This window comes from Streptomyces sp. WAC 06738, assembly GCF_003945505.1.
Lineage (GTDB): Bacteria > Actinomycetota > Actinomycetes > Streptomycetales > Streptomycetaceae > Streptomyces.
Genome location: NZ_CP029618.1, coordinates 1,451,875 through 1,474,623, shown reverse-complemented (window position 1 = coordinate 1,474,623; position 22,749 = coordinate 1,451,875). Strand labels below are relative to the sequence as shown.

Sequence of the window (22,749 nt, the reverse complement as noted above, 5' to 3'; positions counted from 1 at the left end):
ACCGCCTCACAGGCGCCGGGGTACTCCGCGGGGCCCGACGTCCCCGGGAAGAGCGCCCCCGACCAGGCGCCGGGGGGCGGGGAGGACTCGATCACGGGTGGGTCCCCTTACTACACCGACCTGCCGCCGCTGGAGAGCGCCAATCCCTCGCCCGGTGACGAGCTGGAGGACGAGGCCGACGACTCCGGTATCCCGGCGACCGTTCTCGACGCGTACAAGCAGGCGGAGAGCCGGCTCGCGAGCACGAACCCCGGGTGCAACCTGGAGTGGGAGCTGCTGGCGGCCATAGGACGGGTCGAGTCGGGGCACGCCCGCGGCGGTGACGTGAAGGCGGACGGTACGACGCGGAACCCGATCCTCGGTCCCGTGCTCAACGGCAACGGCTTCGCCAACATCACGGACACAGACGGCGGCGAGTACGACGGGGACACCAGCCACGACCGCGCCGTCGGCCCCATGCAGTTCATCCCCTCGACCTGGGCCACCTGGGGCAGCGACGGCAACGACGACGGCGAGCGGAATCCGAACAACGTCTACGACGCGGCCCTGGCCGCCGGCCGCTACCTGTGCGCGGGCGGGCGCGATCTGTCCTCGCAGTCCGATCTGGAAGCCGCCATCCTCGGGTACAACCAGTCGCAGTCGTATCTCCGTACGGTCCTGACCTGGTACGACTTCTACAAGGAGGGCGGCGCCGACGCGGTGCCCGACGGCACCGGTGCCGACCCGGGCGACCGCAGCGACGGCATCAACACGCCGACTCCCTCGCCGAGCCCGTCGGAGAGCGACAGCCCGGGCAAGGGCGGCAAGGGCGGAGACGACGGCGACGGCAAGGGTGGTGGCAAGGACGACGGCGGCGGCAACGGCGGCGGCAGCCCCAGCCCCGGCCCCAGCGACCCGCCGCCGTCCGGCGGGGGTGACGAGGACCCCGAGGAGCCGGCGCCGCCGCCGGCCATCGCGGACCTGCGCCTGGCGAGCCCGCAGTCCTCCACCGCGTACACCGGCGCCGACTTCGAGGAGCGCCCGAAGGTGCGGGGCGTGACGTCGCGCGGCACCGGCGTGTCCGGCAAGACGGTCACGTTCACCATCAGCGGCCAGACCGGCGCGGTCTTCGCCGGCGGCGGGAAGACCGCGTCCGTGACCACCAACAGCACGGGTTACGCGACGGCGCCCGTGGTCAAGGCGGGCAAGCTGACCGGGGAGTTCACGATCCGCGCCACGACGGGCGGCGGCGTGAGCCCGGTGGACTTCGCCGCCGAGGTAAAGGCGTCGTACGGGCTGGCCCGGGTCGGTGACGCGGCGCTGAAGGCGGCGGCGGGCGGCGAGTTCGGCACCGTCGAGGCCAAGGTGACGTACCGGGGCGGTCCCGCCGCGAAGGCGCCGGTGACGGCGGCGATGGTCACGGAGGCGGGCGAGCAGAACGACAAGGGCCCGTTCTTCAAGGACCAGGAGGGTAACCCGGTCCGCAAGCTGAACCTGACCACGGAGGACGACGGCACGGTGAAGCTGCCGGCGATCCACGCGGGCGACGCGGCCGGCACGTACCTGCTGCGGCTGACCACGAGCGAGGGCGTGACCCTCACGCTGGAGCTGACCGTCGAGTAGCGCGAGCAGGGCCTGAGAGGATCCGGAACGCCGGGCCGCCGGGTCGCCGCGGTCGCGGGCCCGGCGGTCAGCGCCCGGCGTTCGTGCGGCGCGTGGTGTGCCGGGTGGGCGTGGCGGCGGCCGGGTCCTCGGGCCAGGGGTGCTTCGGGTAGCGGCCCCGCAGCTCCGCGCGGACCGCGGGGTAGCCCTGCCGCCAGAAGGACTCCAGGTCCGCGGTGACGGCGGCGGGGCGGCCGGCGGGGGAGAGCAGGTGCACCAGGAGCGGCACGCGGCCGTCCGCGATCCGCGGGGTCCGGTCGAGGCCGAAGAGTTCCTGGAGCTTGACGGCGAGCACGGGCTGCTGCGGGTCCTCGTAGTCGACGCGGATGCGGGAGCCGCTGGGCACCTCGATGCGTTCCGGGGCGAGTTCGTCGAGGCGGGCGGCTTCGCCGCGGGCCCAGGGGAGGAGCCCCTGGAGTACGCGGCCGGCGTCGATGCGGCGCGGGTCGTCGTCCAGCCAGTCGCCGGCGCGGGCGAGGAGTGCGTCGTCGGACACGTCGGGCCAGGGGTCGCCGAGTGCGCCGTGGAGGAACGCCAGCCGGAGGCGCAGCGCGCGGGCGTGCTCGGACCAGCGCAGCAGCCCGGTGCCTTCGCGGCGCAGCCCGTCGAGGCGGGCGGCTCGCAGGCGTGCGGGGTCGGGGTGGGGGAGGGGCCGGGCGCGGAGTTCGACGGCGCCGAGGCGGGTGACGCGGCGGGCGACGGTTTCGTGCCGCTCGGCGGACCAGGTGACCTCGTCCTCGGTGCGGAGCAGGGTTTCCGCGGCCCGTAGCGCGGTGGCCTCGTCGAGGGGGGCGCCGAGCCGCAGCCGGGCGCCGGCGGCGCCGACGGGCCGGTCGGCGACGGCGACGGCGAGCCACTGCTGCCCGCGCAGGGCGGATTCGGCACCGGTCTCCACGCGGGTGCCGGACGCCATGAGGTACGACCCGTCGCCGCGTCCCCGGGCGACGCGCTCGGGGAAGGCGAGCGCGGCGACAAGACCGGCGACGGCGTCGTCGCCGAGCCGGCCGCCGCCCTCGCGGGCGGGGGCGCCGGACGGAGCGGAGCGGCCGGCCGCGTCGTCGGCGGGCGCGGGGGCTTCCGTGGCCGGGCCTGCGCCTGCGCCCGTGACCGGTGCCCGCGACGCGGCGCCGGGCTCGTCGTCCCGGTGTGCGTTCGCGGCGTTCCGGTCGCCCGCCGGTGCCCGCAGCGCGCGACGCAGGCGCTGGGCCTCGCGGCGCCAGCGGGGCGCGTAGGCGTCGCCGCCGCGGCGGGCGCGGCGCCAGGCGGCGGCGAGGTCGTCGCCGTACGCGCGCGGCGGCTCCTCGCTGAGCACCGCCACCGCCTCCGCCGCCGCGCCGGGGCCGGCTTCCTCTGCGGCGTCGAGCAGGGCGCGGCCGAGCCGGGGGTGCAGGCCGAGGCCGGCGAGGCGGGTGCCGCGGGGCGTCGGGCGGCCGGCGGCGTCCACGGCGCCGACCGCCCGCAGTACGTCGCGGGCGGCGGCCAGCGCGCCCGGCGGCGGGGCGTCGAGCAGGGCGAGTCCGGTGGCGTCGGGGTCGCCCCAGCAGGCGGCCTGCAGGGCGAAGCCGGCCAGGTCGGCGACGGCGATCTCCGGCGACGGGTAGCGCGGCAGCCGCCCGTCCTCGGCGTCCGACCAGCAGCGCAGCGCCAGCCCCGGGCCTTCGCGCCCGGCCCGGCCCAGCCGCTGGGTGGCGGTGGCGGCGGATACCCGTACGGTCGTGAGGGCGCCGAGCCCGCGGGCGTGGTCCATGCGCGGTTCGCGCGCGAGACCGCCGTCGACGACGATCCGCACGCCCGGGACGGTCAGGCTGGATTCGGCCACGGCGGTCGAGAGGATCACGCGCCGTTCGCCGGGGGCGCTGCCGCGCAGCACGGCGTTCTGCACCTCGGCCGGTGCCTGCCCGTGCAACTGCAGGACGTCCGCGGCCGTGTCCGTCAGCAGCCCGGCGACGCGGGCGATCTCGCCGACGCCCGGCAGGAAGCAGAGCACGTCGCCGTCCGGCCGGCGCAGCCCTTCGCGTACGACGTCGGCGATGTGGGCCAGCAGCGCCGGGTCGACGCGGGTGCCGTGGGCGGGGCGTACGCCGGCGGGCGGGGGGCGGTAGCCGATCGCGACGGGGTGCATCGTGCCCTCCCCGCGTACGACGGGGGCGGGCGCGGCGGTGCCGGGCGCCGCGGTGAGGAGGCGGGCCCAGGCGGCGGTGTCGGAGGTGGCGGAGGCGGCGACGAGCCGCAGTTCGGGGCGGAGGGTGGCGCGTACGTCGACGAGGAAGGCGAGCGCGGTGTCGGCGTCGAGGTGCCGTTCGTGGCACTCGTCGAGGAGCACGGCGTCCACGCCGGCCAACTCGGGGTCGCGCTGGAGGCGTTGCAGGAGGACGCCGGTGGTGACGACCTCGACCCGGGTGCGGGGCCCGGCGCGGCGCTCGCCGCGGACGGTGAACCCGACCCGGTCGCCGGTCTCCTCGCCGAGCAGCCACGCCATGCGGCGGGCGGCGGCCCGCGCCGCCATGCGGCGGGGTTCGGCGACGAGCACCCGGCGCGGCGGGTCGCCGGCGCCGGGGACGAGTCCGGCGAGGGCCAGCGGTACGAGCGTGGTCTTGCCGGTGCCGGGCGGTGCCCCGAGCACGGCGACGCCGGGTCCTTCGAGGGCCGCGCGCAGGGCGGGCAGCGCGTGCCGTACGGGCAGGGCGTCGAGTGCGTCGGAGCGGAGGGCCACGGACGCCAGTGTGCTACGGACCGTGCCCCGGCGGCCGCGGGGTCTCTGCCCGCCGCGGGCTCAGGCCGCTTCGCAGACGAAGATCGCCGTGCCGGGGATGAGGTGCCCGCGCAGCGGCGACCAGCCGCCCCACTCCTGGTCGTGCCACTGCGGCCACTCGGGCTCCACCAGGTCCAGCAGCCGGAACCCGCCCGCGACCACGTCGCGCACCCGGTCGCCGAGCGTCCGGTGGTGCTCGACGTACAGTGCGCGCCCCTCGTCGTCCTGCTCGACGTACGGCGTGCGGTCGAAGTACGACGCGGCGACGGAGAGTCCCTCGGGCCCCGGTTCGTCCGGGAACGCCCAGCGCACGGGGTGGGTGACGGAGAAGACCCACCGCCCGCCGGGCCGCAGCACCCGCCTGACCTCCCGCATCACCGCGACGGGTGCGGAGACGAACGGCACGGCGCCGTACGCGGAGCACGCCAGGTCGAATGCCCCGTCGCGGAAGGGCAGCGCCGTCGCGTCCGCCTGGAGCAGCGGGAACGGCGCGGCCCCTTCCGGCGCTTCGAGAGCGAGGCGGCGCGCGTGCTGCAACTGACGGTGCGAGAGGTCGAGTGCTACGGGCCGCGCGCCCTGCGCGGCGAGCCAGCGCGAGCACTGCGCGGCTCCCGCGCCCACCTCCAGCACCGCTCGTCCGGTCAGCGAGTCGGCGGGACCGAGCAGCCGGGCCTCGGCCTCGTCCAGCCCTTCGGGGCCCCAGATGAAGCGGGCGCCGTCCGCGCCGCCGAGGAAGCCGCCGTGCTCGCGCTGGTAGTCGTCGGCGTTGCGGTCCCACCAACCACGGCTCGCTTGCCGGGTTTCCCGCGCGGGGACGGGCCGTCGGGTAGCCTCTGCCGGAACATCCGCGGCAGCGGCACCGCCGGCACCGCCCGTACCGTTTTCGTACTCGTGGACCATCGGCCGGACCGTCGTAGTACCTTCCTGCCACGCGCGAGAGTGACGGAGCGCCACTACTGCCGGGTATAGGGCGGCATGCCCCAGGTGCACTCTTCGCGCATTGACCATGCCCGGCTGCCCCCGTATGCTACAAGTTGCGCTGCGGGCCTGCGCGCCTCGGACGGAGCAGGCCGCGCTCGCATCTGTTGTATGTCCCCTCGGTTCACGAGGCGCTGCCGGGCTTCCGAGTGGAGTCGGGAAAGCGCCTCTTAGGCTGTCCGGCTTCGGCGGTGCGATCACAGGGCTCTCGGCGTGGAGTGACGACGACTCAACTTGCCCGTACCGGAGCCCAATCCCACATGACGAGCAGCACCGAGAACACCGCGGCCGCCACGACGCAGGTCGCGGTCAACGACATCGGTTCCGAGGAAGCCTTCCTCGCCGCGATCGACGAGACGATCAAGTACTTCAACGACGGCGACATCGTCGACGGCGTCATCGTGAAGGTCGACCGGGACGAGGTCCTGCTCGACATCGGCTACAAGACCGAGGGTGTCATCCCTTCCCGGGAACTCTCGATCAAGCACGACGTCGACCCGAACGAGGTCGTCGCCGTCGGCGACGAGATCGAGGCCCTTGTGCTCCAGAAGGAGGACAAGGAAGGCCGGCTGATCCTCTCGAAGAAGCGCGCGCAGTACGAGCGTGCGTGGGGCACCATCGAGAAGATCAAGGAAGAGGACGGCATCGTCACCGGTACCGTCATCGAGGTCGTCAAGGGCGGTCTCATCCTCGACATCGGCCTGCGGGGCTTCCTCCCCGCGTCGCTGGTCGAGATGCGCCGCGTGCGCGACCTCCAGCCCTATGTCGGCAAGGAGCTCGAAGCCAAGATCATCGAGCTGGACAAGAACCGGAACAACGTGGTTCTGTCCCGCCGTGCCTGGCTTGAGCAGACCCAGTCCGAGGTCCGCCAGACCTTCCTCACCACCCTCCAGAAGGGCCAGGTGCGGTCGGGTGTGGTCTCCTCGATCGTCAACTTCGGCGCCTTCGTGGACCTGGGCGGCGTGGACGGCCTGGTGCACGTGTCCGAGCTGTCCTGGAAGCACATCGACCACCCGTCCGAGGTCGTCGAGGTCGGCCAGGAGGTCACGGTCGAGGTCCTGGACGTCGACATGGACCGCGAGCGCGTCTCGCTGTCCCTGAAGGCGACCCAGGAAGACCCGTGGCAGCAGTTCGCGCGGACGCACCAGATCGGTCAGGTCGTGCCCGGCAAGGTCACGAAGCTGGTGCCGTTCGGCGCGTTCGTCCGCGTCGACGAGGGCATCGAGGGCCTGGTCCACATCTCCGAGCTGGCCGAGCGCCACGTGGAGATCCCGGAGCAGGTCGTCCAGGTCGGGGACGAGATCTTCGTCAAGGTCATCGACATCGACCTGGAGCGCCGCCGCATCAGCCTCTCGCTGAAGCAGGCGAACGAGACCTTCGGTCCCGACCCGATGGCCGTCGACTTCGACCCCACGCTCTACGGCATGGCGGCGTCGTACGACGACCAGGGCAACTACATCTACCCCGAGGGCTTCGACCCCGAGACCAACGAGTGGCTCGACGGGTACGAGAAGCAGCGCGAGGAGTGGGAGGGCCAGTACGCCGAGGCCCACGCCCGCTTCGAGCAGCACCAGGCGCAGGTCGTCAAGTCCCGCGAGGCCGACGCCCAGGCGGCGGCCGAGGCGGGCGACTCGGCGCCGGCACCGTCCGGCGGCGGTTCGTACTCCTCCGAGGGTGCGGACGACTCCGGCGCGCTGGCCTCGGACGAGGCGCTGGCGGCCCTCCGCGAGAAGCTGGCCGGCGGCCAGAGCTGATCGCGGGCCGGCCGGCCCGGGTAGTACGCAGCACGAAGGACGGAAGCCCGTCGTCCCCTCCGGGGGGCGGCGGGCTTCCGCCGTGCGTACCCTCCGCGGGCTGTACGGCCGGGGCCGGCGGGGGCCGGCGCCTTCGCTCCGGGGTGTGCGTCCCGGCACGTACGCTTTGGTCATGCTCCTGCCCGTACGTCAGCTCCGCCTGCCCCAGGGCCGCGCGGCGGACACCGCCCTCGCGGCCGGGACGGGTGCGCTGGTGGCGCTCGGCACGGTGCAGGCGTTCGTCGGCCAGCGCCGGGAGCCGTGGGCGACGACGGCGCTCGGCTGGGCGCTCATCGTGCTGGCCTGCGGGGCGCTGTACTTCGCCCGCCGCCGTCCGGTCGCCGTGGGCGCGTTCGTCATCCCGGCCGTCGGCGTCTACTACGTGAGCAGCGCGTACGACGGTCCGCTCTTCATCGTGCTCGTCATCGCGCTGTACTGCGTGGCCGCCGCCGGGCGGCTGCGCGCGGCGGCGGCGCTGGGCGCGCTCGTCGTCACCGGCACCACGGCCGGGACGCTCTCGGGCAACGACGACGTCAACGGCATCGCGCTGTTCATGCTCACCGGCTGGGTGGTCGCCGTGGTGGCGCTGGGCGCGATGTGGCACGGCCGGCGCGCGCACGTCGAGGGCGAGGCGCGCCGGCGCGCTACCGAGGAACGGCTGCGCATCGCACGCGAGTTGCACGATGTCATCGGGCACAACATCTCGCTGATCAACGTCCAGTCCGGCGCCGCCCTGCACCGGCTGAAGAAGAGCGACGCCCCCGACCCGGCCGCCGCCGACGCGCTGGCCACCATCAAGGAGACCAGCCGCGAGACGCTGCGCGAGCTGCGCACCACGCTGGGGGTGCTCCGGCAGGTCGACGACGAGGCGCCGACGGCGCCCGCGCCGGGGCTGGCCCGCCTGGGCGAGCTGACGGAGCGGGCGGCGGACACGGCGGGGCTGCGGGTGAAGACGGTGGTGGCGGGCGCGGAGCGGACGCTGCCCGCGGAGCTGGACCTGACCGTGTACCGGGTGGTGCAGGAGTCGCTGACGAACGTCGCGCGGCATGCGCGGGGGGCCACGTCCGTGACCGTACGGCTGGACTACGGTGAGCGGGAACTGCGGCTTGCGGTGGAGGACGACGGCCGGGGCGCGGCCGCCGAGGCCCGCGCCGGGGGCGGAGCCGGCGCCGGACCCGGGAGCGCCGCGGTCGGCGGCGGGAGCGGCATCGGCGGGATGCGGGAGCGGGCGCGGGCGGTCGGCGGGGAGCTGGCCGCGGGCCCGCGGCCCGGAGGCGCCGGCTTCGCCGTCACCGCCCGGCTGCCCTACGGAACGGAGCACGCCCAGGCATGATCAGGATTCTGCTCGCGGACGACCAGAAGCTGGTGCGCGCCGGTTTCCGCTCGATCCTGGCGGACGAGGACGACCTCGACGTGATCGGGGAGGCGAGCGACGGCGCCGAGGCGGTGGCCGCGTGCCGCGAACTGCGCCCCGACGTCGTGCTGATGGACATCCGGATGCCGGGCACCGACGGCCTGGAGGCCGCCCGGCGGATCGCCGCGGACGAGCGGCTGGCGGACGTCCGGGTCGTCATTCTGACGACGTTCGACCTCGACGACTACGTGTACGGGGCGCTGCGCGCCGGCGCCGCCGGGTTCCTGGTGAAGGACACCGAGCCGGAGGAGCTGATCCACGCGGTGCGGGTGGCGGCCCGCGGCGACGCCCTGATCAGCCCGTCGGTGACGCGGCGGCTGATCGCCGAGTTCGCCGGCCGGGTGAAGGCGCCGGAGCCGAGCCCGCGGCTGAACGCGCTGACGGAGCGGGAGGCCGAGGTGATGCGACTGGTGGCCGCGGGGCTGACGAACGACGAGATCGCGGCGCGGCTGGTGCTGAGCCCGGCGACGGCGAAGACGCACGTGAGCCGGATCATGACGAAGCTGGGAGTGCGCGACCGGGCGCAGTTGGTGGTGCTGGCGTACGAGTCGGGGATGGTCCGCCCCGGCTGGCTGGCCCCCTGACGGCACGGCGCCGCAGGCGCCCCGTCCCGACGCCCTCGAATTCACGCACCAACCCCCCATCCCCCGCGCACCCGCCCAAGGGTAGGCCGCCCCGCCGACAACGCCCCGTCCCCCGGACCCTCACGACCCCGCCGCCCCCCGCCGACCCCGCCGCGCCGAGGCCGCCGGTGCCGGACCGTAGGGGAATCACCCGCGCCCCCTAGGGGACGCGGCGGCGTTACGGGGGCGGGCGCAACCCGGGTAGTACGGGACGGGCGGCGGGCGCAACCAGCGGGGTAGGGGCGGTGTCCGCGCCCGGCCGACGTGCCCGCCGCAGCCGGCCACCCACGCTGGCACCATGTCCGCACACCGCGCTGATCCACCGCCCACCGCCCCCGACACCCGCCCCGGCCTCTTCGCCCGGCTCGCCGACTGGTCGCGCCGCCGCCGACGACTGGCGATCCTCCTCTGGATCGTCGTCCTCCTCGGCGTCACCGCCGCCTCCCAGGGCGCCGGAAGCAACTGGCGCAACGACTTCTCCCTCCCCGGCACCGACTCCCAGGCCGCCACCGACCTGCTGGAGAAGCACGGCTCGGCGCAGGCGGGCGACAGCGTGGAGATCGTGTTCAAGGACGAGCGGGGGCTGCGCGCCGCAGGCACCGAGCAGGACGTCGAGCGCCTGCTGGAGCAGGTGCGCGGGCTGCCGAGCGTCGTGGACGTGCGCAGCCCGTACGCCGACGGCGGTGCGGCCGTCTCCGAGGGCGGCGACATCGCGTACGCCACCGTCACCCTCGACGGCAAGGCGGAGATCGTGCCCAAGGCGGACGTCGAGAAGATCATCGACACCGCGCAGGACGCACGGACCGACGCGCTCCAGATCGAGCTGGGCGGCGAGGCCGTGCGCGGCGCCGAGGAGGAGGGGGGCGGCGGCGCCGAGGGCGCGGGCATGCTCGCGGCACTGGTGATCCTCGTGCTGCTCTTCGGCTCGCTGGTGGCCGCCGCGGTGCCGCTGGTCACCGCGCTGTTCGCGGTCGGCACCGCCGTCGGCCTGATCACCCTGGCCGGGCACCTCTTCACCGTCGCCGACTTCACCCCGCCGATCATGATGCTCGTCGGCCTCGGCGTCGGCGTCGACTACGCGCTGCTCATCTTCTACCGGTACCGCCACGAACTGATCCGCGGCGCCGACCGGGACACCGCCGCCCGTATCGCCCTCGACGCCGCCGGCCGCACGGTCTTCTTCGCCGGCTGCACCGTCATCGTCGCCCTCCTCGGCCTCGTCGCCCTCGGCCTCGGCTCGCTGCAGGGCGTGGCGCTCTCGGTGGCGCTGACCGTGCTGGTCACGATGGCCGCGTCGCTGGTGCTGCTGCCCGCGCTGCTCGCCGTGCTCGGCCGGCGCATCCAGCGCCACGTCCTCAAGCGCGCCGAGAAGGCGGCGGCCAAGGGGAAGGCCGAGGGCAGCCGCTGGCGCGCCCTGGCGGGCGCCGTGCAGCGCCGCCCGCTGCCCGCGCTGGTCGCGGCCCTGGTCGCGCTGGTGGCCCTGTCCGCGCCCGTCCTCGGCATGCGGCTCGGCTTCGCCGACGCCGGGAACGACGCTCCCGCCAGCACCAGCAGGAAGGCGTACGACCTGCTCGCCGAGGGCTTCGGGCCCGGTTTCAACGGCCCGCTCGTCGTCGTGGCGCAGGGCGGCGCCGGGGACGGTGCGGCCGGTGCCGCCGAGGCCGGGGAGCAGGCGCAGGCCCGGATCGCGGAGACCGGCGGCGTCGCCGCGACGACCCCGCCGCTGCCGTCCGAGGACGGCGAGGTCTCCACCGTCATCGTCTTCCCCGAGTCGGCGCCGCAGGACGAGGCGACCGCTGACCTCGTGCACGACCTGCGCGACGACGTGCTGCCGCCGCTGGCGGCGGAGACCGGCGCGGAGTACCTGGTCGGCGGCGCCACCGCCGGTACCCAGGACTTCTCCGACACCGTCGCCGACCGGATGCCGCTCTTCGTCGCCCTCGTCGTCGGCCTCTCGACGCTGCTGCTGATGGTGGTGTTCCGCTCCCTGTGGATCCCGCTCAAGGCGGCGGTGCTGAACCTGCTCTCCATCGGCGCCGCGCTCGGCGTGATCACGCTGGTCTTCCAGGAGGGCTGGTTCGGCGTGGAGCAGGGACCGATCGAGGCGTTCATCCCCGTGATGATCTTCGCGATCGTCTTCGGGCTCTCCATGGACTACGAGGTCTTCCTCGTCTCCCGGATGCACGAGGAGTGGGAGCGCACGAAGAACGCCGGGCTCGCGGTACGCGAGGGCCTGGCCGTCACCGGTCAGGTGATCACGGCGGCGGCGCTGATCATGATCGTGGTGTTCGCGGCCTTCATCCTGAGCCCGAGCCGGATGCTCCAGCAGTTCGGCCTGGGGCTCGCGGTGGCGATCCTGCTGGACGCGCTGGTGATCCGCTGCCTGATCGTGCCGGCGGTGATGCAGTTGCTCGGCCGGCACGCCTGGTGGCTGCCTGGACCGCTGGCCAGGAAGCTGCCGCGGGTGGCGCTGGAGCGTCCCGAGGGGCCCGTCGGGCACGAGGGGGGAGAGCGGTCCGGGCAGCGGGGGGTCGGCGTCTCGTAGGGCACCGGAGACCGCCGGGCGCGCGGCGGCCCGCCCGTACGGCCATGGCTGCGGCCACGGCCGTACGGGCGGGCCCGTGGGCGTACGGCAGGCGTGCGGCCACGCCGGGCGGAACCCGCGCTCAGCGGCGCTCCTCCGCCTCCTGCCGCCACTGACCGCCCTCCCGGCGGTCGAGCCACACCACCGGGTGCGCCTCGGCCTCCGACAGCTCCGTCCACCAGCCGCCCAGCGTCCCCCGCACCCGCACCGTCGGCAGCGCCTCGGCCAATGCTGCGCGGGCCATGTCCGGCTCGTTGCTGTTGCGGTCCTCCGCCGAGACGGTGTCCCAGGCGGAGAGCATGGCGCGGGCGGCGTCGTAGGTCTCGACGGCGTACGGGCGGGTGGCCAGGTCGTCGCCGAGGACCTTGCGGACGGCGGCGCGGCGGCCGGCGTCGGGGTCGAGGCGGACGTCGTAGTGGCCGCGGACGGTCAGCCAGCCGTCCGGGACGGAGAAGTCCTCGTCGGCCGCGGTGTTGCGGCCGGTGCACGTCGGCGCCGTCGGGTCCCACAGCGCCTTCACCCCGGCGAACCCGCTCTCCTCGACCTGCTCCAGCCAGTCCGCCAGGTTCCCCGCCCCGCCCTCCAGGAACACCGCGTCGGGATCGAACCGGCCGAGGGCGTCGGCGAGCTGACCCGCGTCGTCCGTCCGCACCTCGACGCCGTCCGCGCGCAGCCGCTCGACCAGGGCCCGGGTGGGGCCCGCGGCGGTGTCGCCGCGGACGTAGACCTTGCGGACCCCGGGCTCGGCGGCGAGGTGGCGGGCCATGACGACGCCCATGTCCGCGGTGGAGGCGGAGGAGCGCAGCTCGTTGGTGTCGGCGTAGCGCGGCTCGGGGCTGAGGCCGGCGCCGTCGTGGCGGCAGGCCCGTACGACGGGGAGGCGGAAGGACGTCAGGCCGCTCTCCGGCAGCTTGAGCGCGGGGTCGCCGCCGACGACCCCGGTCAGGCCCGGCTCCATCTCCAGCCAGCGGGCTATGAGCCGGCGGTTCGCGGGCTCGGTGGACTCCTTGTGGGCGGTGAGGTCGGAGACGGCCAGCGGGGGCGTCGCCACGCCGCCGTTGCCGCCGCCGCTGCCGTTCCCGTGGTCGGAGAGCGCCCGGGCCACGCTGCGGTTCAGCACGGCGTCCTGCCCGCCGCCCGGGTCGGCGTCGCCGAGGGCGCCGATGCGGTACACGCCGGTGAAGGCGGCGGCTGTGGTGGCGTCGGGCGACGGCGTCCCCGGCGGTCTCAGCCCGCTGCCCCCGGGCCATGCGGACACGACGATGCTCGCGATCACGAGGACACAGGCACCGATGGCGGCGAGCGTGAGGGAGCGCGACATGCGGCGCCGCCCCCCTCGGCGGGGCCGTAGCGGCTCCCGCAACCCACCGCGCCCGCCCGGGACTTCTCCTCCCGGCCCCTCCTCAGGCACGACGACCCCCTCCTTCTGCGAAGAAGGACGCTATACGCCGCGGCGAGGTTCCGCCGCCGTACGTCATGATCCAGCCAGTCGACCGGCCGGGTCCGGGAGCCGGGGAGAGGGTCTGACCCGGTCTGCGGACGCCGCGGCCGCCGCCCGCGGCCGCCGCCCGCGGAATCCGTCCGTGTCACCGGGAATCACCGCGGGCACGCGGGGTGTTACACCCTCATGAGCATGTACGAATGGGACCCCAGCGGGCTCGCGGCCGTCGACGCGGTGCTGGAGCACGACTCGGCGGGGCTGACCCTGCTCTACCACCTCGAAGGCTTCATGGACGCGGGCGAGACCGGCGCCCAGATCAACGAGCGGCTTCTCGACGACCTTCCGCACGAGGTCGTGGCCCGCTTCGACCACGACCGGCTCGTCGACTACCGCGCCCGCCGGCCCCTCATGACGTTCCGCCGCGACCACTGGGCGGCGTACGAAGTCCCCAAGCTCGAACTCCACCTCGTACGCGACGCGACCGCGAGCCCGTTCCTGCTGCTGACGGGCCCCGAGCCCGACGTGGAGTGGGAGCGCTTCGCCGAGGCCGTCCGGGAGATCGTGGAGCGGCTGAACGTGCGCCTGGCGGTCAACTTCCACGGCGTCCCCATGGGCGTGCCGCACACCCGCCCGGTGGGCCTCACGCCGCACGGCAACCGTGTCGACCTGGTGCCGGGCCACCGCGGCGTCTTCGACGAGGCGCAGGTCCCCGGCAGCGCCGACGCGCTGCTGGAGTACCGGCTCGGGGAGGCCGGGCACGACGTGCTGGGCGTCGCCGCGCACGTGCCGCACTACCTGGCCCGCACCCCGTACCCCGACGCGGCGCTGACCGTCCTGGAGTCGATCACCTCCGCGACCGGCCTCGTCCTGCCGGGCGTGGCGCACGCGCTGCGCTCCGAGGCGCTGAAGGTGCAGAACGAGATCGAGCGCCAGGTCGACGAGGGCGACGAGGAACTGGTGGGCATGGTCCGCGGGCTTGAGCACCAGTACGACGCACTCGCCGGCGGCGACGACCGGGAGAACCTGATGGCGGAGCCGGCCGAGCTGCCCTCGGCGGACGAGCTGGGCAACGCCTTCGAGCGGTTCCTCGCGGAGCGCGAGGAGGGCGACTGAGGCGCGGACCGCGCGGGGGCGGGTGCCGGAGCGCGGGCCGTGCGCTCCGGCGCCCGCCCTCCGCGCGTTCGCGGCCTACGCTGGACCCATGCTGACGGTGGGACTGACCGGCGGGATCGGCGCCGGCAAGAGCGCGGTGTCGCGGCTGCTGGCCTCGTACGGGGCCGTGCTCGTCGACTCCGACAAGATCGCCCGCGAGGTGGTGGAGCCCGGCACCCCGGGTCTCGCCGCGGTCGTCGCGGAGTTCGGTGACGGCGTGCTCGCCGCGGACGGCAGCCTGGACCGGGCGAAGCTCGGAAGCATCGTCTTCGCCGACGCCGACCGGCGCCGGGCGCTGAACGCCATCGTCCACCCCCTGGTCCGCGAGCGCTCCGCCGCGCTGCAGGAGGCGGCGGGCCCGGACGCGATCGTCGTGAACGACGTGCCGTTGCTGGCCGAGAACGATCTCGCCGGGCTGTACGACGTCGTCGTGGTCGTCGATGCCTCGCCCGCCACCCAGCTCGACCGGCTGGTGCGGCTGCGCGGCATGGCGGCGGACGAGGCGCGCGCCCGGATGGCGGCGCAGGCCACGCGCGAAGAGCGGCTGGCGATCGCCGACATCGTCGTGGAGAACGACGGGACGCCGGAGGAGCTGGCGGAGCGGGTACGGAAGGTCTGGGAGGAACTGGTGGCACGCAAGGGGGTCAGGGGGCGGAATAGCGGGGCATGATCCCGTGTTGGGAGGCGAATCGCCTCCCGGCGGTCTCCCGGCGGCGAAGCGGGAAGGCGGGAGACGGAAAGACGCAGCAGACGAGGAAGGAGTCCGCCGTGGCCGAGCGCAGCCCGGAGACCGACGTCGTCGACTACCGGGCGGCCGAGCAGTTGCTCGCCGCCCGCGATCCGCGCGGCGCGGTCCAACTGCTCGACCCGCTGGTCGAGGCCCATCCCGAGAAGGTCTCGCCGCGGCTGCTGCGCGCCCGCGCGTACTTCATGAGCGCCCGCCTCGGCCCGGCCGAGGCCGACTTCCGCACGGTCATCGACCGCGAGCCGGACAACGCCTACGCGCACTTCGCCCTGGCCCGCACGCTGGAGCGGGCGGGGGGCGACCCGGACGAGGTGCGCCGGCACTTCCGGCTGGCGGCGGCCCTGGACCCGCGGCCGGACTTCGTGGACGCGGCGGGCTTCGAGGAGTAAGGAGTCGCGGGCGGCCCCGGGGGCGGGCACGGCCGCGGGCGTTCGGCTCGTATCAGGTCTGGGCCAAGGTCGCGGGGCGTGTTCTGCTGGGCTGATGACGACCTCGCAGCCGTATCCGGCCCCGTATCCCACCGTCCCGTACGAGCCCCTCGGCGTGCCGGCGTCCGACGCGGAGGTGCGCAGCCGGGCCTTCCACGAGGCGATGACCCGCCGCCGTACCGTACGGGACTTCTCGCCGCGCCCGATCCCGGACGGGGTCCTGGAGTGGGCGATCCGCACCGCGGCCACCGCGCCGAGCGGCGCCAACGTGCAGCCCTGGCGCTTCGTGGTCGTCACCGACCAGGACCGCAAGCGGCGGCTTCGGGAGGCGGCGGAGGAGGCGGAGCGGGAGTTCTACGCGCGGCGGGCGTCGCCGGAGTGGCTGGCGGCGCTGGCGCCGCTGGGCACGGACTGGCACAAGCCGTTCCTGGAGTCCGCGCCCGCGGTGATCGTCGTCTTCGAGGTGCACAAGGGGCCGCGGAGCCCGCGCCCGTACTACACGAAGGAGTCGGTCGGCATCGCCGTCGGCTTCCTGCTCGCCTCACTGCACCAGGCGGGGCTCGCGACGCTCACGCACACGCCGAGCCCGATGCGGTTCCTCGGCGAGGTGTGCGAGCGGCCGCCGGAGGAGCGGGCGGCGTACGTGATCCCGGTCGGCTACCCGGCGGACTGGGCGCGGGTGCCGGACATCCGGCGCAAGGACCTGGACGACGTGCTGATCCGGCTCTGAGGGCGCCGCGGCGTGCCGCACACCGCCGGGTACGCCGGGCATGCCGGCGTGAGCTTCGGGGGCGTGCGCCGGGGCGCGCTGACATGCGCCTGTGAGGGCCGCGGGTGCCGCAGAAGCCGCCGCCGTGCACAGAACCGTTGACCGCGTGACGCGGGCCGCTTACTCTGATGCGCGCATGCCAGAAAGCGCTTTCTAGGCGGGACTCGTCAGACGCGGGAGAGGCGGTTGTGCGCATGAACGGCAGGCACGAAACGGACCGGGGAGCCGACGGGACGGGCAGGCCCCGGCGGCCGGCGAACAGCGGGCTGGGAAGGCGCGCTCTGCTCACCGCGGCGCTCGGCGCCGGTACGGCCGCCGCGCTCGGCGGCGCGGCAGGACCCGCGGCGGCGGCCGAGGCGGAAACGTGCGGCGGCGGCCGGCCGGGCGAGCGGCGTATCCCGCCGGGCGGCATCGGCATGCACCTCTACACCATGCGCGGGCCCCTGGCCACGGACTTCGCCGGGACGCTCCAGCGGTTGTCGGACATCGGCTACGCCACCGTCGGTGTCAGCGGCCGGCACGGCCACAACGCGCAGCAGATCCGCGGCATGATCGACGACGCCGGGCTCTCGGCCGTGCTGGAGCACGTCGGGTGGGACATCGTCTCCGGCAGCGGGCTGCCGAAGGCGATCGAGGACGTCCACACCCTGGGCGGCAAGTGGGTCGTCGTCCCCAGCCTGCCCGGCGCCATGCACACGCCGGCCGGCTTCCGCGAGGCCGCGCGCAAGCTCAACGCGGCGGGCCGCGCCTGCCGCGACGCCGGCCTGCAGCAGGTGCTCTTCCACAACCACGGCAGCGACCACGCCACCGTCGACGGCGAGGTGCTGTTCGACATCCTGGTCAACGAGACCGATCCCCACCTCGTCGCCTTCGAGTTCGACGTGTACTGGGGGGTGCGGGGCGGTGCCGACCCGCTCACGTACTTCCGCCGGCACCCCGGCCGCTTCCCCGCCCTGCACGTCAAGGACATGGCGCCGAACGGCGACTTCGCCGACGTCGGCTCCGGCGTCCTGGACTTCCCGGAGATGTTCCAGGGGGCGAAGAGCGGCGGGGTCAAGCAGTGGCTCGTCGAGCACGACAACCCGTCCGACCCGTTCGCGACGGCGCGCAACAGCTACGAGTACCTGGCGGCGCTGCGCTACTGAAGCGCTGCCGGTCCGCTGCTCAGGGCGCCGACGCCACCGACGGCGCATCCGGTGCTTCCGGTGCGTTCCCGGGCGGGGGACGCACCGGGGCGGACCCGCACCCGGGCGGGTGTTCGCGGGTCCCGGTGCGGCGGCAGCGGCCCCCTCGGCGGGCTCTCCTGGCCCCCGTCGACGGCCGCTGCCGCTCGGGCCGCAGCCGCCCCGGCCGCGGACCCGGCGCGGCCCTTCCCTCTCACGACCGCCCCGCTACGCCCGGTTGAGCGCCCGCGCCGCGCCGGCGGCCACGGCGGTGGCGAGGATCCACCCGGCGGCGGCGAGCAGATACGCCACCCACTGCGCGCCGCCGCCGGGCGCGAACGCGTTGCCCTGGCCGAAGTCGACGACCGGCAGCAGCGTGTCGAGCGTGTAGACGAACGGGTTGAACTCGATCTTCTTGCCGGGCTCCAGCGGCTGCGGCTCCTTCGCCCAGAAGAGCAGCGAACCCAGCGCCAGCAGCCCGGCCAGCCAGGCGACGGCGCGCTCGGGACGGTAGCCGTAGCCGACGACGGCGTCCTGGACGGCGCCCCAGACGCGGGCGTACCAGGGCAGTTGGCGGCGGCGGGCGCGCTGCTTGGCGAGCAGGACGCGGCGGGCGTCGTCCTCGTGCCCGAGGTGGCGGTAGACGGCGGCCAACTGCTCGTAGGGCTGCGGAACGTAGGCGCTGTCGCCCCGGCTCAGCCAGGGCAGCCGCTCGGCGGCGGAGAGCGGATCGTGGAGCTGTTCGTACACCGCGCCGTCGAGGCGGACGCGGGGCGGCCAGGTGGCGGCCGCGTCGTGCAGCACGCCGAGCGCCGAGTAGCGCATGTCGAGGGCGCCGTCGAGGCGTGTGGTGCGCATGTCGGCCTCCCGGGCGGTGGTGCGGCGCAGGCTGAGCGCGGTGGCGCCGGGGGTGTGGCCGCTGATGCGGCTGCCGTCGGCCTCGATGCGGCCGGTGATCTGCGCGCCCGACAGCCGGACCAGACCGGTGGCCGTCACGTGGTCGAGCACGGCGTCGGCGCCGATCTGGATCCCGTACGCGTCGAGCGCGGCCTCGTCCGCCTCGGCCCGCAGCGTGGCCCCGCTCATCACCAGCCGGCCGCCGACGGTCGCGTCGGCCAGCCGTATCTGGCCGTGGGACCGGAAGTGCTTGTCGAGCACGACGTCGGAGCCGACGTGCATGCCCGGGGCGTCCAGGGTGCGTCCTTCGGGGTTGTCGAGGGAGGCGGAGCGCAGGAAAGTCGCGCCGGCGACGGTGGCGTTCCGGAGGCCGAGCCTGCCGGTGGCCGACAGCCGGTAGGCGGAGAAGTCGCCGTCGACCTGCACCCGGGCGGCGTCGAGCGCGGCCTCACCGGAGCCGGCGTCGAGGCGGGCGGTGCGCAGGTCGAGGCTGCCGCCGATGCGGGCGCTGCGCAGCACGACCGTGCCCTGCGCGGAGAAGTCGTCGCGCATGAGGATGTCGTTGTCGACTTGCAGACGGGTGGCGTTGAGCGCCTCGCCACCGGGGTCGTGGAGCCGGGCGCCGTTGAGGATGAGGGTCCCGGCTATGCGGGTGGCGACGAGCCGGATCTTGCCGCTGGTCGTGCAACCGGTGAAGCGGAGGCTGCCCTCGGCCCAGAGATGGGAGGCGAGCAGGCCCGGCAGGTGCGAGCCGTTGAAGCTGAGCTGGCGCGTACGGGCGCCGTAGAGGTCGGCGGACTCCTCGAACGAGCAGTCCTGGAGCCGCAGATGATGCTGGACGTCGGCGTGGTCGAGCGCGAGGCGGCCGGTGATCCGGGCGCCGGTGAGCTGGACCGCGGCGGTGTGCCCCGACTCGCCGTCGCGCGCGCCGAGCAGCAGCGCGGCGACGACCTCCGCGCGCACGACCCGCTCCGGGCCCCAGGCGGCGCCCCCGACCGGGTCGTCCGCCGCGGGGTCGCCGGCACGGAGATCGACCTGCCCGGCGGTGGGGAAGGCGTCCCACAGCCGCCGCTCGGGCGGGCTCAGCTCGTCCGGTCCCACGTGTGTGCCCCCTGCCTGCGGCGTCGACCGCGGTACGCCTGCTCACATCCGCTGCCCCGTACTCAACCACCCCCGCCGGCCCTCCGATTGGGCAGCCCGCGGTATCACCGGCCCGCCCGCGGCGGGGTGGACCGCGGGGGCGCCGTGCGGAAGGCCCCCGGGCGCTCGGGAGAGCCGCCCGCGCCCGGATCACCCGGCCGTCGGCGGCCGGCGCCTGGCGGCGTGCGGGCCCCACGCCGACGGGCCCGCCTTCCGGTGACGTATACGCACCGAGAACTCCCCGCAGCCGCCCTACCGCCCCCCTCCGTACTCGGGCGACCGCCTCTCGCCGCGCGGCATCATGGGACCGTGCAGTTGGAACCGATCTCCTGGGAACGGCTCACCGAGGCGCTGGCCGAGCGCATCGCCGAGACGAAGGCCGCGGACGGCGGCCCGTGGCTGCGTGTCGCCGTGGACGGCGCCCCCGCGGCCGGGCCCGGGGCGCTCGCCGCCCGGGTGGGCGACGCGCTGCGGGTGCGCGGGCGCGAAGCGCTCCTGCTCGACACGGGCGGATTCCTGCGGGCCGCCTCGCTGCGCTACGAGTTCGGACGCCAGGACCCCGACGCGTACTACGACACCTGGCTCGACACCGGCGCGCTCTGGCGCGAGGTCTTCGGCCCGCTGGAGCCCGGCGGCGACGGCCGCGTCCTGCCCGACCTCTGGGACCCCGCCACCGACCGCGCCACGCGCAGCCCGTACGTCCGGCTTCCGCCCGGCGGCGTCGTGCTGCTGCACGGGCCGCTGCTGCTCGGCCGCTGGTTCCCCTTCGACTTCGTCGTCCACCTCCGTCTCTCCGCCGCGGCCCTGGCCCGGCGCACACCGGAGCAGGAGCGCTGGACACTGCCCGCCTTCGCCCGCTACGAGGAAGAGGCCGACCCCGCGGCCTCCGCCGACGTGCTCGTCCGCCTCGACGACCCGCGCCGCCCGGCCTGGCGCCCCGAGCGGCCGTAGCCGACGACCGCCGGAAGCCGGCTCGCTGGCCGCCCACGCGCCATGGCGGCCCCGCACCGGTCCTCCCCGGAGACCCCCGTCAGCGCCGCCGCCTCGGCTCGTGGAGTTCCCGGGAGTCACGTATCGGCTCGCGCGGATCCCCGTTCCCGCGTATCGGCTCGCGCGGTTCCTCGTCCTCACCCCTCGGCTCGTACGGCGGCACGCCCGGGCCCGGCTGGAAGCGCGAGCCCTGTCTGATGTGCCGGATCACCACCGCGATGTCGATGGCCGTGATCAGGGCGAGAGCCGCGGTCACCCCGGCCCATACCGGTTGGTCGACGGCGATGAAGAACACCGTGCCCGCGATCATCCAGAGCGTTCCCCACAGCGCCAGCCAGAAGCGCATGCGAAGCGGAGAGCGGGCGTGCACGGGCTCGTCGCCGGAGCGGATCAGCCTCATGCCTAGCACCTCCTACCTCCAGCATCCGACTCTCCGGGGCCGAGGTCCAACCAGGCACGTTGCGCGTGCGACCCCCTACTGCGCGCAGCGCGCCAGGGATATCCGGCGGCCCTGCTGCCAGTCCGCCTCGGGCAGCCCCTCCGCGCGCTCGGCGTCCGCCAGCCCGTCCGCCCTGCGGGCGGACCACACCGCGGCGTCGGCCCCGTCCCACGCCTCCGCGGGCGGGGCGCCGGGCCGCCCCGCCCCGGTCGGCTCCGCACGCTCCGCCAGCTCGGCGGCCATGCCCGCCAGGTCCAGCCCGGCGCCCTCGGTCTCGTCCACGTCGCACGCGGCCAGGCCGAGCTCCTGCTCCGCCGATTCCAGCTCGTCGACAACGTCGTGGTAGTCCATGCCCTGGAAGCTACAGCCCCCCACTGACAACGCCCGCCCCGGCCGCCCTCAGCGCCCCATTTCCCCCGGCATATGACACCCTGCCGCAGACGCCCCGCTGCGCCCGCCTGGCGCCCGCCCGCCCCGGCGCCCGCCGCTCAGCCCGCCCGCCCGCGGTTGCTACGGTGCCTTCCGTGACCACGCCGACCGACGAGAACGGCCACGCGAGCCTGCCCGGCCAGCACGGCCCCACCGCCACCACCGAGATAGACCCGCGCGCCGCCGGCGTCGTACGCACCTCCTACGCGCCCGACCCCGACGGCGACCCGGATCCCGGCGAGATCGTCTGGACCTGGGTCCCGTACGAGGAGAACGACGGCCGCGGCAAGGACCGCCCCGTGCTCGTCGTCGCCCGCGAGACCGCCGGTACGGTCCTCGCCGTCCAACTGTCCAGCAGGCGCCGCGACGACGACCACGACTGGGTGCGCATCGGCGCCGGCCCCTGGGACCGCGAGGGCCGCGAGTCGTGGGTCGACCTGGACCGCGTGCTGCGTCTCCACGACGGCGGCATGCGCCGCGAGGCGTGCTCGCTCGACCGCCAGCGGTTCCACCTCGTCGAGCACCGCCTGCGCCTGCGCTACGGCTGGCGCTGACACCCCGGCCGCGTACGGGACCCGGCCCTCACAACGCCGTCAGCACCCGCGGCCCGTCGTCCGTCACCGCGATCGTGTGCTCGATGTGCGCCGCCCTGCTGCCGTCCGTCGTCCGCAGCGTCCAGCCGTCCCCGTCGACCTCGTAGTCGTCCGAGCCGCCCGACAGCAGCATCGGCTCGATCGCCAGCGTCAGCCCGTGCCGCAGCCTGAAACCCCGCCCCGCGCGCCCCCGGTTGGGCACATGCGGGTCCTCGTGCATCCGCCGCCCGATGCCGTGCCCGCCGAAGTCCGCCGGCATCCCGCAGCCCGCCTCCGCGGCCACGCGCCCCACGGCCGCCGAGATGTCGCCCAGCCGCCCGCCCGCGACCGCGGCCGCGATCCCGGCGTCGATCGCGCGCTGCGTGGCGGCGATCAGCGCGGTGTCCTCGGGGCGCGGCGTGCCCACGGTGAAGCTGATCGCCGCGTCGCCCGTCCAGCCGTCCAGTTCCGCGCCGAAGTCGAGGGACACGAGGTCGCCGTCGCGCAGCCGGTACGCGGTGGGGATGCCGTGCACGATCGCGTCGTTGACGGAGGTGCAGAGGACCGCGGGGAAGGGCGTGGAGGCGAACGACGGCCGGTAGCCGAGGAACGGCGAGCCCGCTCCCGCCTTGTCCAGCACCTCCCGCGCGACCTCGTCCAGCTCCAGCAGGCTGACGCCGACGCCGGCCGCGTCCCGCGCGGCGGCGAGGGCCTGGGCGACCACGCGGCCGGCCTCCCGCATGGCGTCCAGCGCGGCGTCGTTCTTGATCTCGACCATGATGCGGCTCTCCCTCGGCCT

At 75.1% G+C, this 22,749-nt stretch carries 19 protein-coding genes; 12 read left to right on the top strand and 7 right to left on the bottom strand.

Annotated features, from left to right (window positions below; genetic code table 11):
* Positions 1–162 precede the first annotated feature (162 nt).
* A complete protein-coding gene (locus tag DMB38_RS06130; RefSeq protein ID WP_125938843.1) occupies positions 163–1,602 on the top strand; it encodes a lytic transglycosylase domain-containing protein in 1,440 nt (479 codons plus the stop codon).
* 67 nt (positions 1,603–1,669) lie between these two features.
* Here the strand turns inward: DMB38_RS06130 and DMB38_RS06125 are convergent, their stop codons facing one another.
* A complete protein-coding gene (locus DMB38_RS06125) occupies positions 1,670–4,354 on the bottom strand; it encodes an ATP-dependent helicase C-terminal domain-containing protein (RefSeq protein WP_125934280.1) in 2,685 nt (894 codons plus the stop codon).
* A gap of 60 nt (positions 4,355–4,414) precedes the next feature.
* Positions 4,415–5,293 (bottom strand): class I SAM-dependent methyltransferase, encoded by an 879-nt coding sequence (locus tag DMB38_RS06120; RefSeq protein ID WP_125934279.1) that lies wholly within the window; start codon positions 5,291–5,293, stop codon positions 4,415–4,417.
* A 338-nt stretch (positions 5,294–5,631) separates the two neighbouring features.
* Between DMB38_RS06120 and rpsA the strand changes: the two genes are divergently transcribed.
* From rpsA to DMB38_RS06100, 4 genes are all read left to right on the top strand, one after another.
* Complete coding sequence (rpsA, locus tag DMB38_RS06115) at positions 5,632–7,125, top strand: 30S ribosomal protein S1 (protein WP_047015166.1); 1,494 nt, start codon at positions 5,632–5,634, stop codon at positions 7,123–7,125.
* A gap of 172 nt (positions 7,126–7,297) precedes the next feature.
* On the top strand, positions 7,298–8,497 hold the full coding sequence (locus DMB38_RS06110; RefSeq protein ID WP_125934278.1) for a histidine kinase: 1,200 nt from the start codon (positions 7,298–7,300) through the stop codon (positions 8,495–8,497).
* Entirely contained in the window at positions 8,494–9,162 is a 669-nt protein-coding gene (locus tag DMB38_RS06105; protein ID WP_125934277.1) for a response regulator transcription factor, read from the top strand. Before DMB38_RS06110 ends, DMB38_RS06105 begins: the two co-directional genes overlap by 4 nt.
* Before the next feature lie 433 nt (positions 9,163–9,595).
* A complete protein-coding gene (locus DMB38_RS06100) occupies positions 9,596–11,746 on the top strand; it encodes an MMPL family transporter (RefSeq protein ID WP_125938842.1) in 2,151 nt (716 codons plus the stop codon).
* Positions 11,747–11,867: 121 nt separating this feature from the next.
* Here the strand turns inward: DMB38_RS06100 and DMB38_RS06095 are convergent, their stop codons facing one another.
* On the bottom strand, positions 11,868–13,106 hold the full coding sequence (locus tag DMB38_RS06095) for an ABC transporter substrate-binding protein (RefSeq protein ID WP_125934276.1): 1,239 nt from the start codon (positions 13,104–13,106) through the stop codon (positions 11,868–11,870).
* 312 nt (positions 13,107–13,418) lie between these two features.
* Here DMB38_RS06095 and DMB38_RS06090 point away from each other — a divergent pair, with 312 nt between their 5' ends.
* The 5 genes from DMB38_RS06090 (at position 13,419) to DMB38_RS06070 (ending at position 17,465) form a co-directional block, all read left to right on the top strand.
* Complete coding sequence (locus DMB38_RS06090; protein ID WP_206337800.1) at positions 13,419–14,339, top strand: PAC2 family protein; 921 nt, start codon at positions 13,419–13,421, stop codon at positions 14,337–14,339.
* Positions 14,340–14,427: 88 nt separating this feature from the next.
* Positions 14,428–15,048: a dephospho-CoA kinase gene (gene coaE / locus DMB38_RS06085; RefSeq protein ID WP_125934274.1), complete on the top strand. Its 621-nt coding sequence runs from the start codon at positions 14,428–14,430 to the stop codon at positions 15,046–15,048.
* Positions 15,049–15,146: 98 nt separating this feature from the next.
* Positions 15,147–15,512, top strand: coding sequence for a tetratricopeptide repeat protein (locus DMB38_RS06080; protein WP_047015160.1), 366 nt, complete (start codon positions 15,147–15,149; stop codon positions 15,510–15,512).
* A gap of 94 nt (positions 15,513–15,606) precedes the next feature.
* Positions 15,607–16,281 carry a nitroreductase family protein gene (locus tag DMB38_RS06075; protein ID WP_125934273.1) on the top strand — a complete coding sequence of 225 codons (675 nt, stop codon included), beginning with the start codon at positions 15,607–15,609 and terminating at the stop codon, positions 16,279–16,281.
* 305 nt (positions 16,282–16,586) lie between these two features.
* The gene (locus DMB38_RS06070; protein WP_125938841.1) at positions 16,587–17,465 is read left to right on the top strand and encodes a sugar phosphate isomerase/epimerase; all 879 of its coding nucleotides are present in this window, start codon (positions 16,587–16,589) and stop codon (positions 17,463–17,465) included.
* 246 nt (positions 17,466–17,711) lie between these two features.
* Here the strand turns inward: DMB38_RS06070 and DMB38_RS06065 are convergent, their stop codons facing one another.
* Positions 17,712–19,481, bottom strand: a complete 1,770-nt coding sequence (locus DMB38_RS06065) for a hypothetical protein (RefSeq protein ID WP_125934272.1) — start codon at positions 19,479–19,481, stop codon at positions 17,712–17,714.
* Positions 19,482–19,835: 354 nt separating this feature from the next.
* Here DMB38_RS06065 and DMB38_RS06060 point away from each other — a divergent pair, with 354 nt between their 5' ends.
* Positions 19,836–20,471, top strand: a complete 636-nt coding sequence (locus DMB38_RS06060; RefSeq protein ID WP_125938840.1) for a uridine kinase — start codon at positions 19,836–19,838, stop codon at positions 20,469–20,471.
* Positions 20,472–20,550: 79 nt separating this feature from the next.
* Here DMB38_RS06060 and DMB38_RS06055 read toward each other — a convergent pair whose 3' ends face one another.
* Complete coding sequence (locus DMB38_RS06055) at positions 20,551–20,910, bottom strand: DUF6343 family protein (RefSeq protein ID WP_240662000.1); 360 nt, start codon at positions 20,908–20,910, stop codon at positions 20,551–20,553.
* A gap of 75 nt (positions 20,911–20,985) precedes the next feature.
* The gene (locus DMB38_RS06050; protein WP_125934271.1) at positions 20,986–21,300 is read right to left on the bottom strand and encodes a hypothetical protein; all 315 of its coding nucleotides are present in this window, start codon (positions 21,298–21,300) and stop codon (positions 20,986–20,988) included.
* Between the two features lie 173 nt (positions 21,301–21,473).
* On the opposite strand from DMB38_RS06050, the gene DMB38_RS06045 reads away from it, so the two are divergent.
* The gene (locus tag DMB38_RS06045) at positions 21,474–21,932 is read left to right on the top strand and encodes a type II toxin-antitoxin system PemK/MazF family toxin (RefSeq protein WP_101425135.1); all 459 of its coding nucleotides are present in this window, start codon (positions 21,474–21,476) and stop codon (positions 21,930–21,932) included.
* 28 nt (positions 21,933–21,960) lie between these two features.
* Here the strand turns inward: DMB38_RS06045 and map are convergent, their stop codons facing one another.
* Positions 21,961–22,728, bottom strand: a complete 768-nt coding sequence (map, locus tag DMB38_RS06040) for a type I methionyl aminopeptidase (protein ID WP_125934270.1) — start codon at positions 22,726–22,728, stop codon at positions 21,961–21,963.
* Positions 22,729–22,749: the final 21 nt, after the last annotated feature.

What these genes read in the sequence shown, in the direction of transcription:
- DMB38_RS06120 (WP_125934279.1), bottom strand. Translation starts at nt 5,293, where the DNA reads ATGGTCCACGAGTACGAAAACGGTACGGGCGGTGCCGGCGGTGCCGCT.
- rpsA (WP_047015166.1), top strand. Translation starts at nt 5,632, where the DNA reads ATGACGAGCAGCACCGAGAACACCGCGGCCGCCACGACGCAGGTCGCG.
- DMB38_RS06110 (WP_125934278.1), top strand. Translation starts at nt 7,298, where the DNA reads ATGCTCCTGCCCGTACGTCAGCTCCGCCTGCCCCAGGGCCGCGCGGCG.
- DMB38_RS06105 (WP_125934277.1), top strand. Translation starts at nt 8,494, where the DNA reads ATGATCAGGATTCTGCTCGCGGACGACCAGAAGCTGGTGCGCGCCGGT.
- DMB38_RS06095 (WP_125934276.1), bottom strand. Translation starts at nt 13,106, where the DNA reads ATGTCGCGCTCCCTCACGCTCGCCGCCATCGGTGCCTGTGTCCTCGTG.
- DMB38_RS06090 (WP_206337800.1), top strand. Translation starts at nt 13,419, where the DNA reads ATGTACGAATGGGACCCCAGCGGGCTCGCGGCCGTCGACGCGGTGCTG.
- coaE (WP_125934274.1), top strand. Translation starts at nt 14,428, where the DNA reads ATGCTGACGGTGGGACTGACCGGCGGGATCGGCGCCGGCAAGAGCGCG.
- DMB38_RS06075 (WP_125934273.1), top strand. Translation starts at nt 15,607, where the DNA reads ATGACGACCTCGCAGCCGTATCCGGCCCCGTATCCCACCGTCCCGTAC.
- DMB38_RS06055 (WP_240662000.1), bottom strand. Translation starts at nt 20,910, where the DNA reads ATGAGGCTGATCCGCTCCGGCGACGAGCCCGTGCACGCCCGCTCTCCG.
- DMB38_RS06050 (WP_125934271.1), bottom strand. Translation starts at nt 21,300, where the DNA reads ATGGACTACCACGACGTTGTCGACGAGCTGGAATCGGCGGAGCAGGAG.
- map (WP_125934270.1), bottom strand. Translation starts at nt 22,728, where the DNA reads ATGGTCGAGATCAAGAACGACGCCGCGCTGGACGCCATGCGGGAGGCC.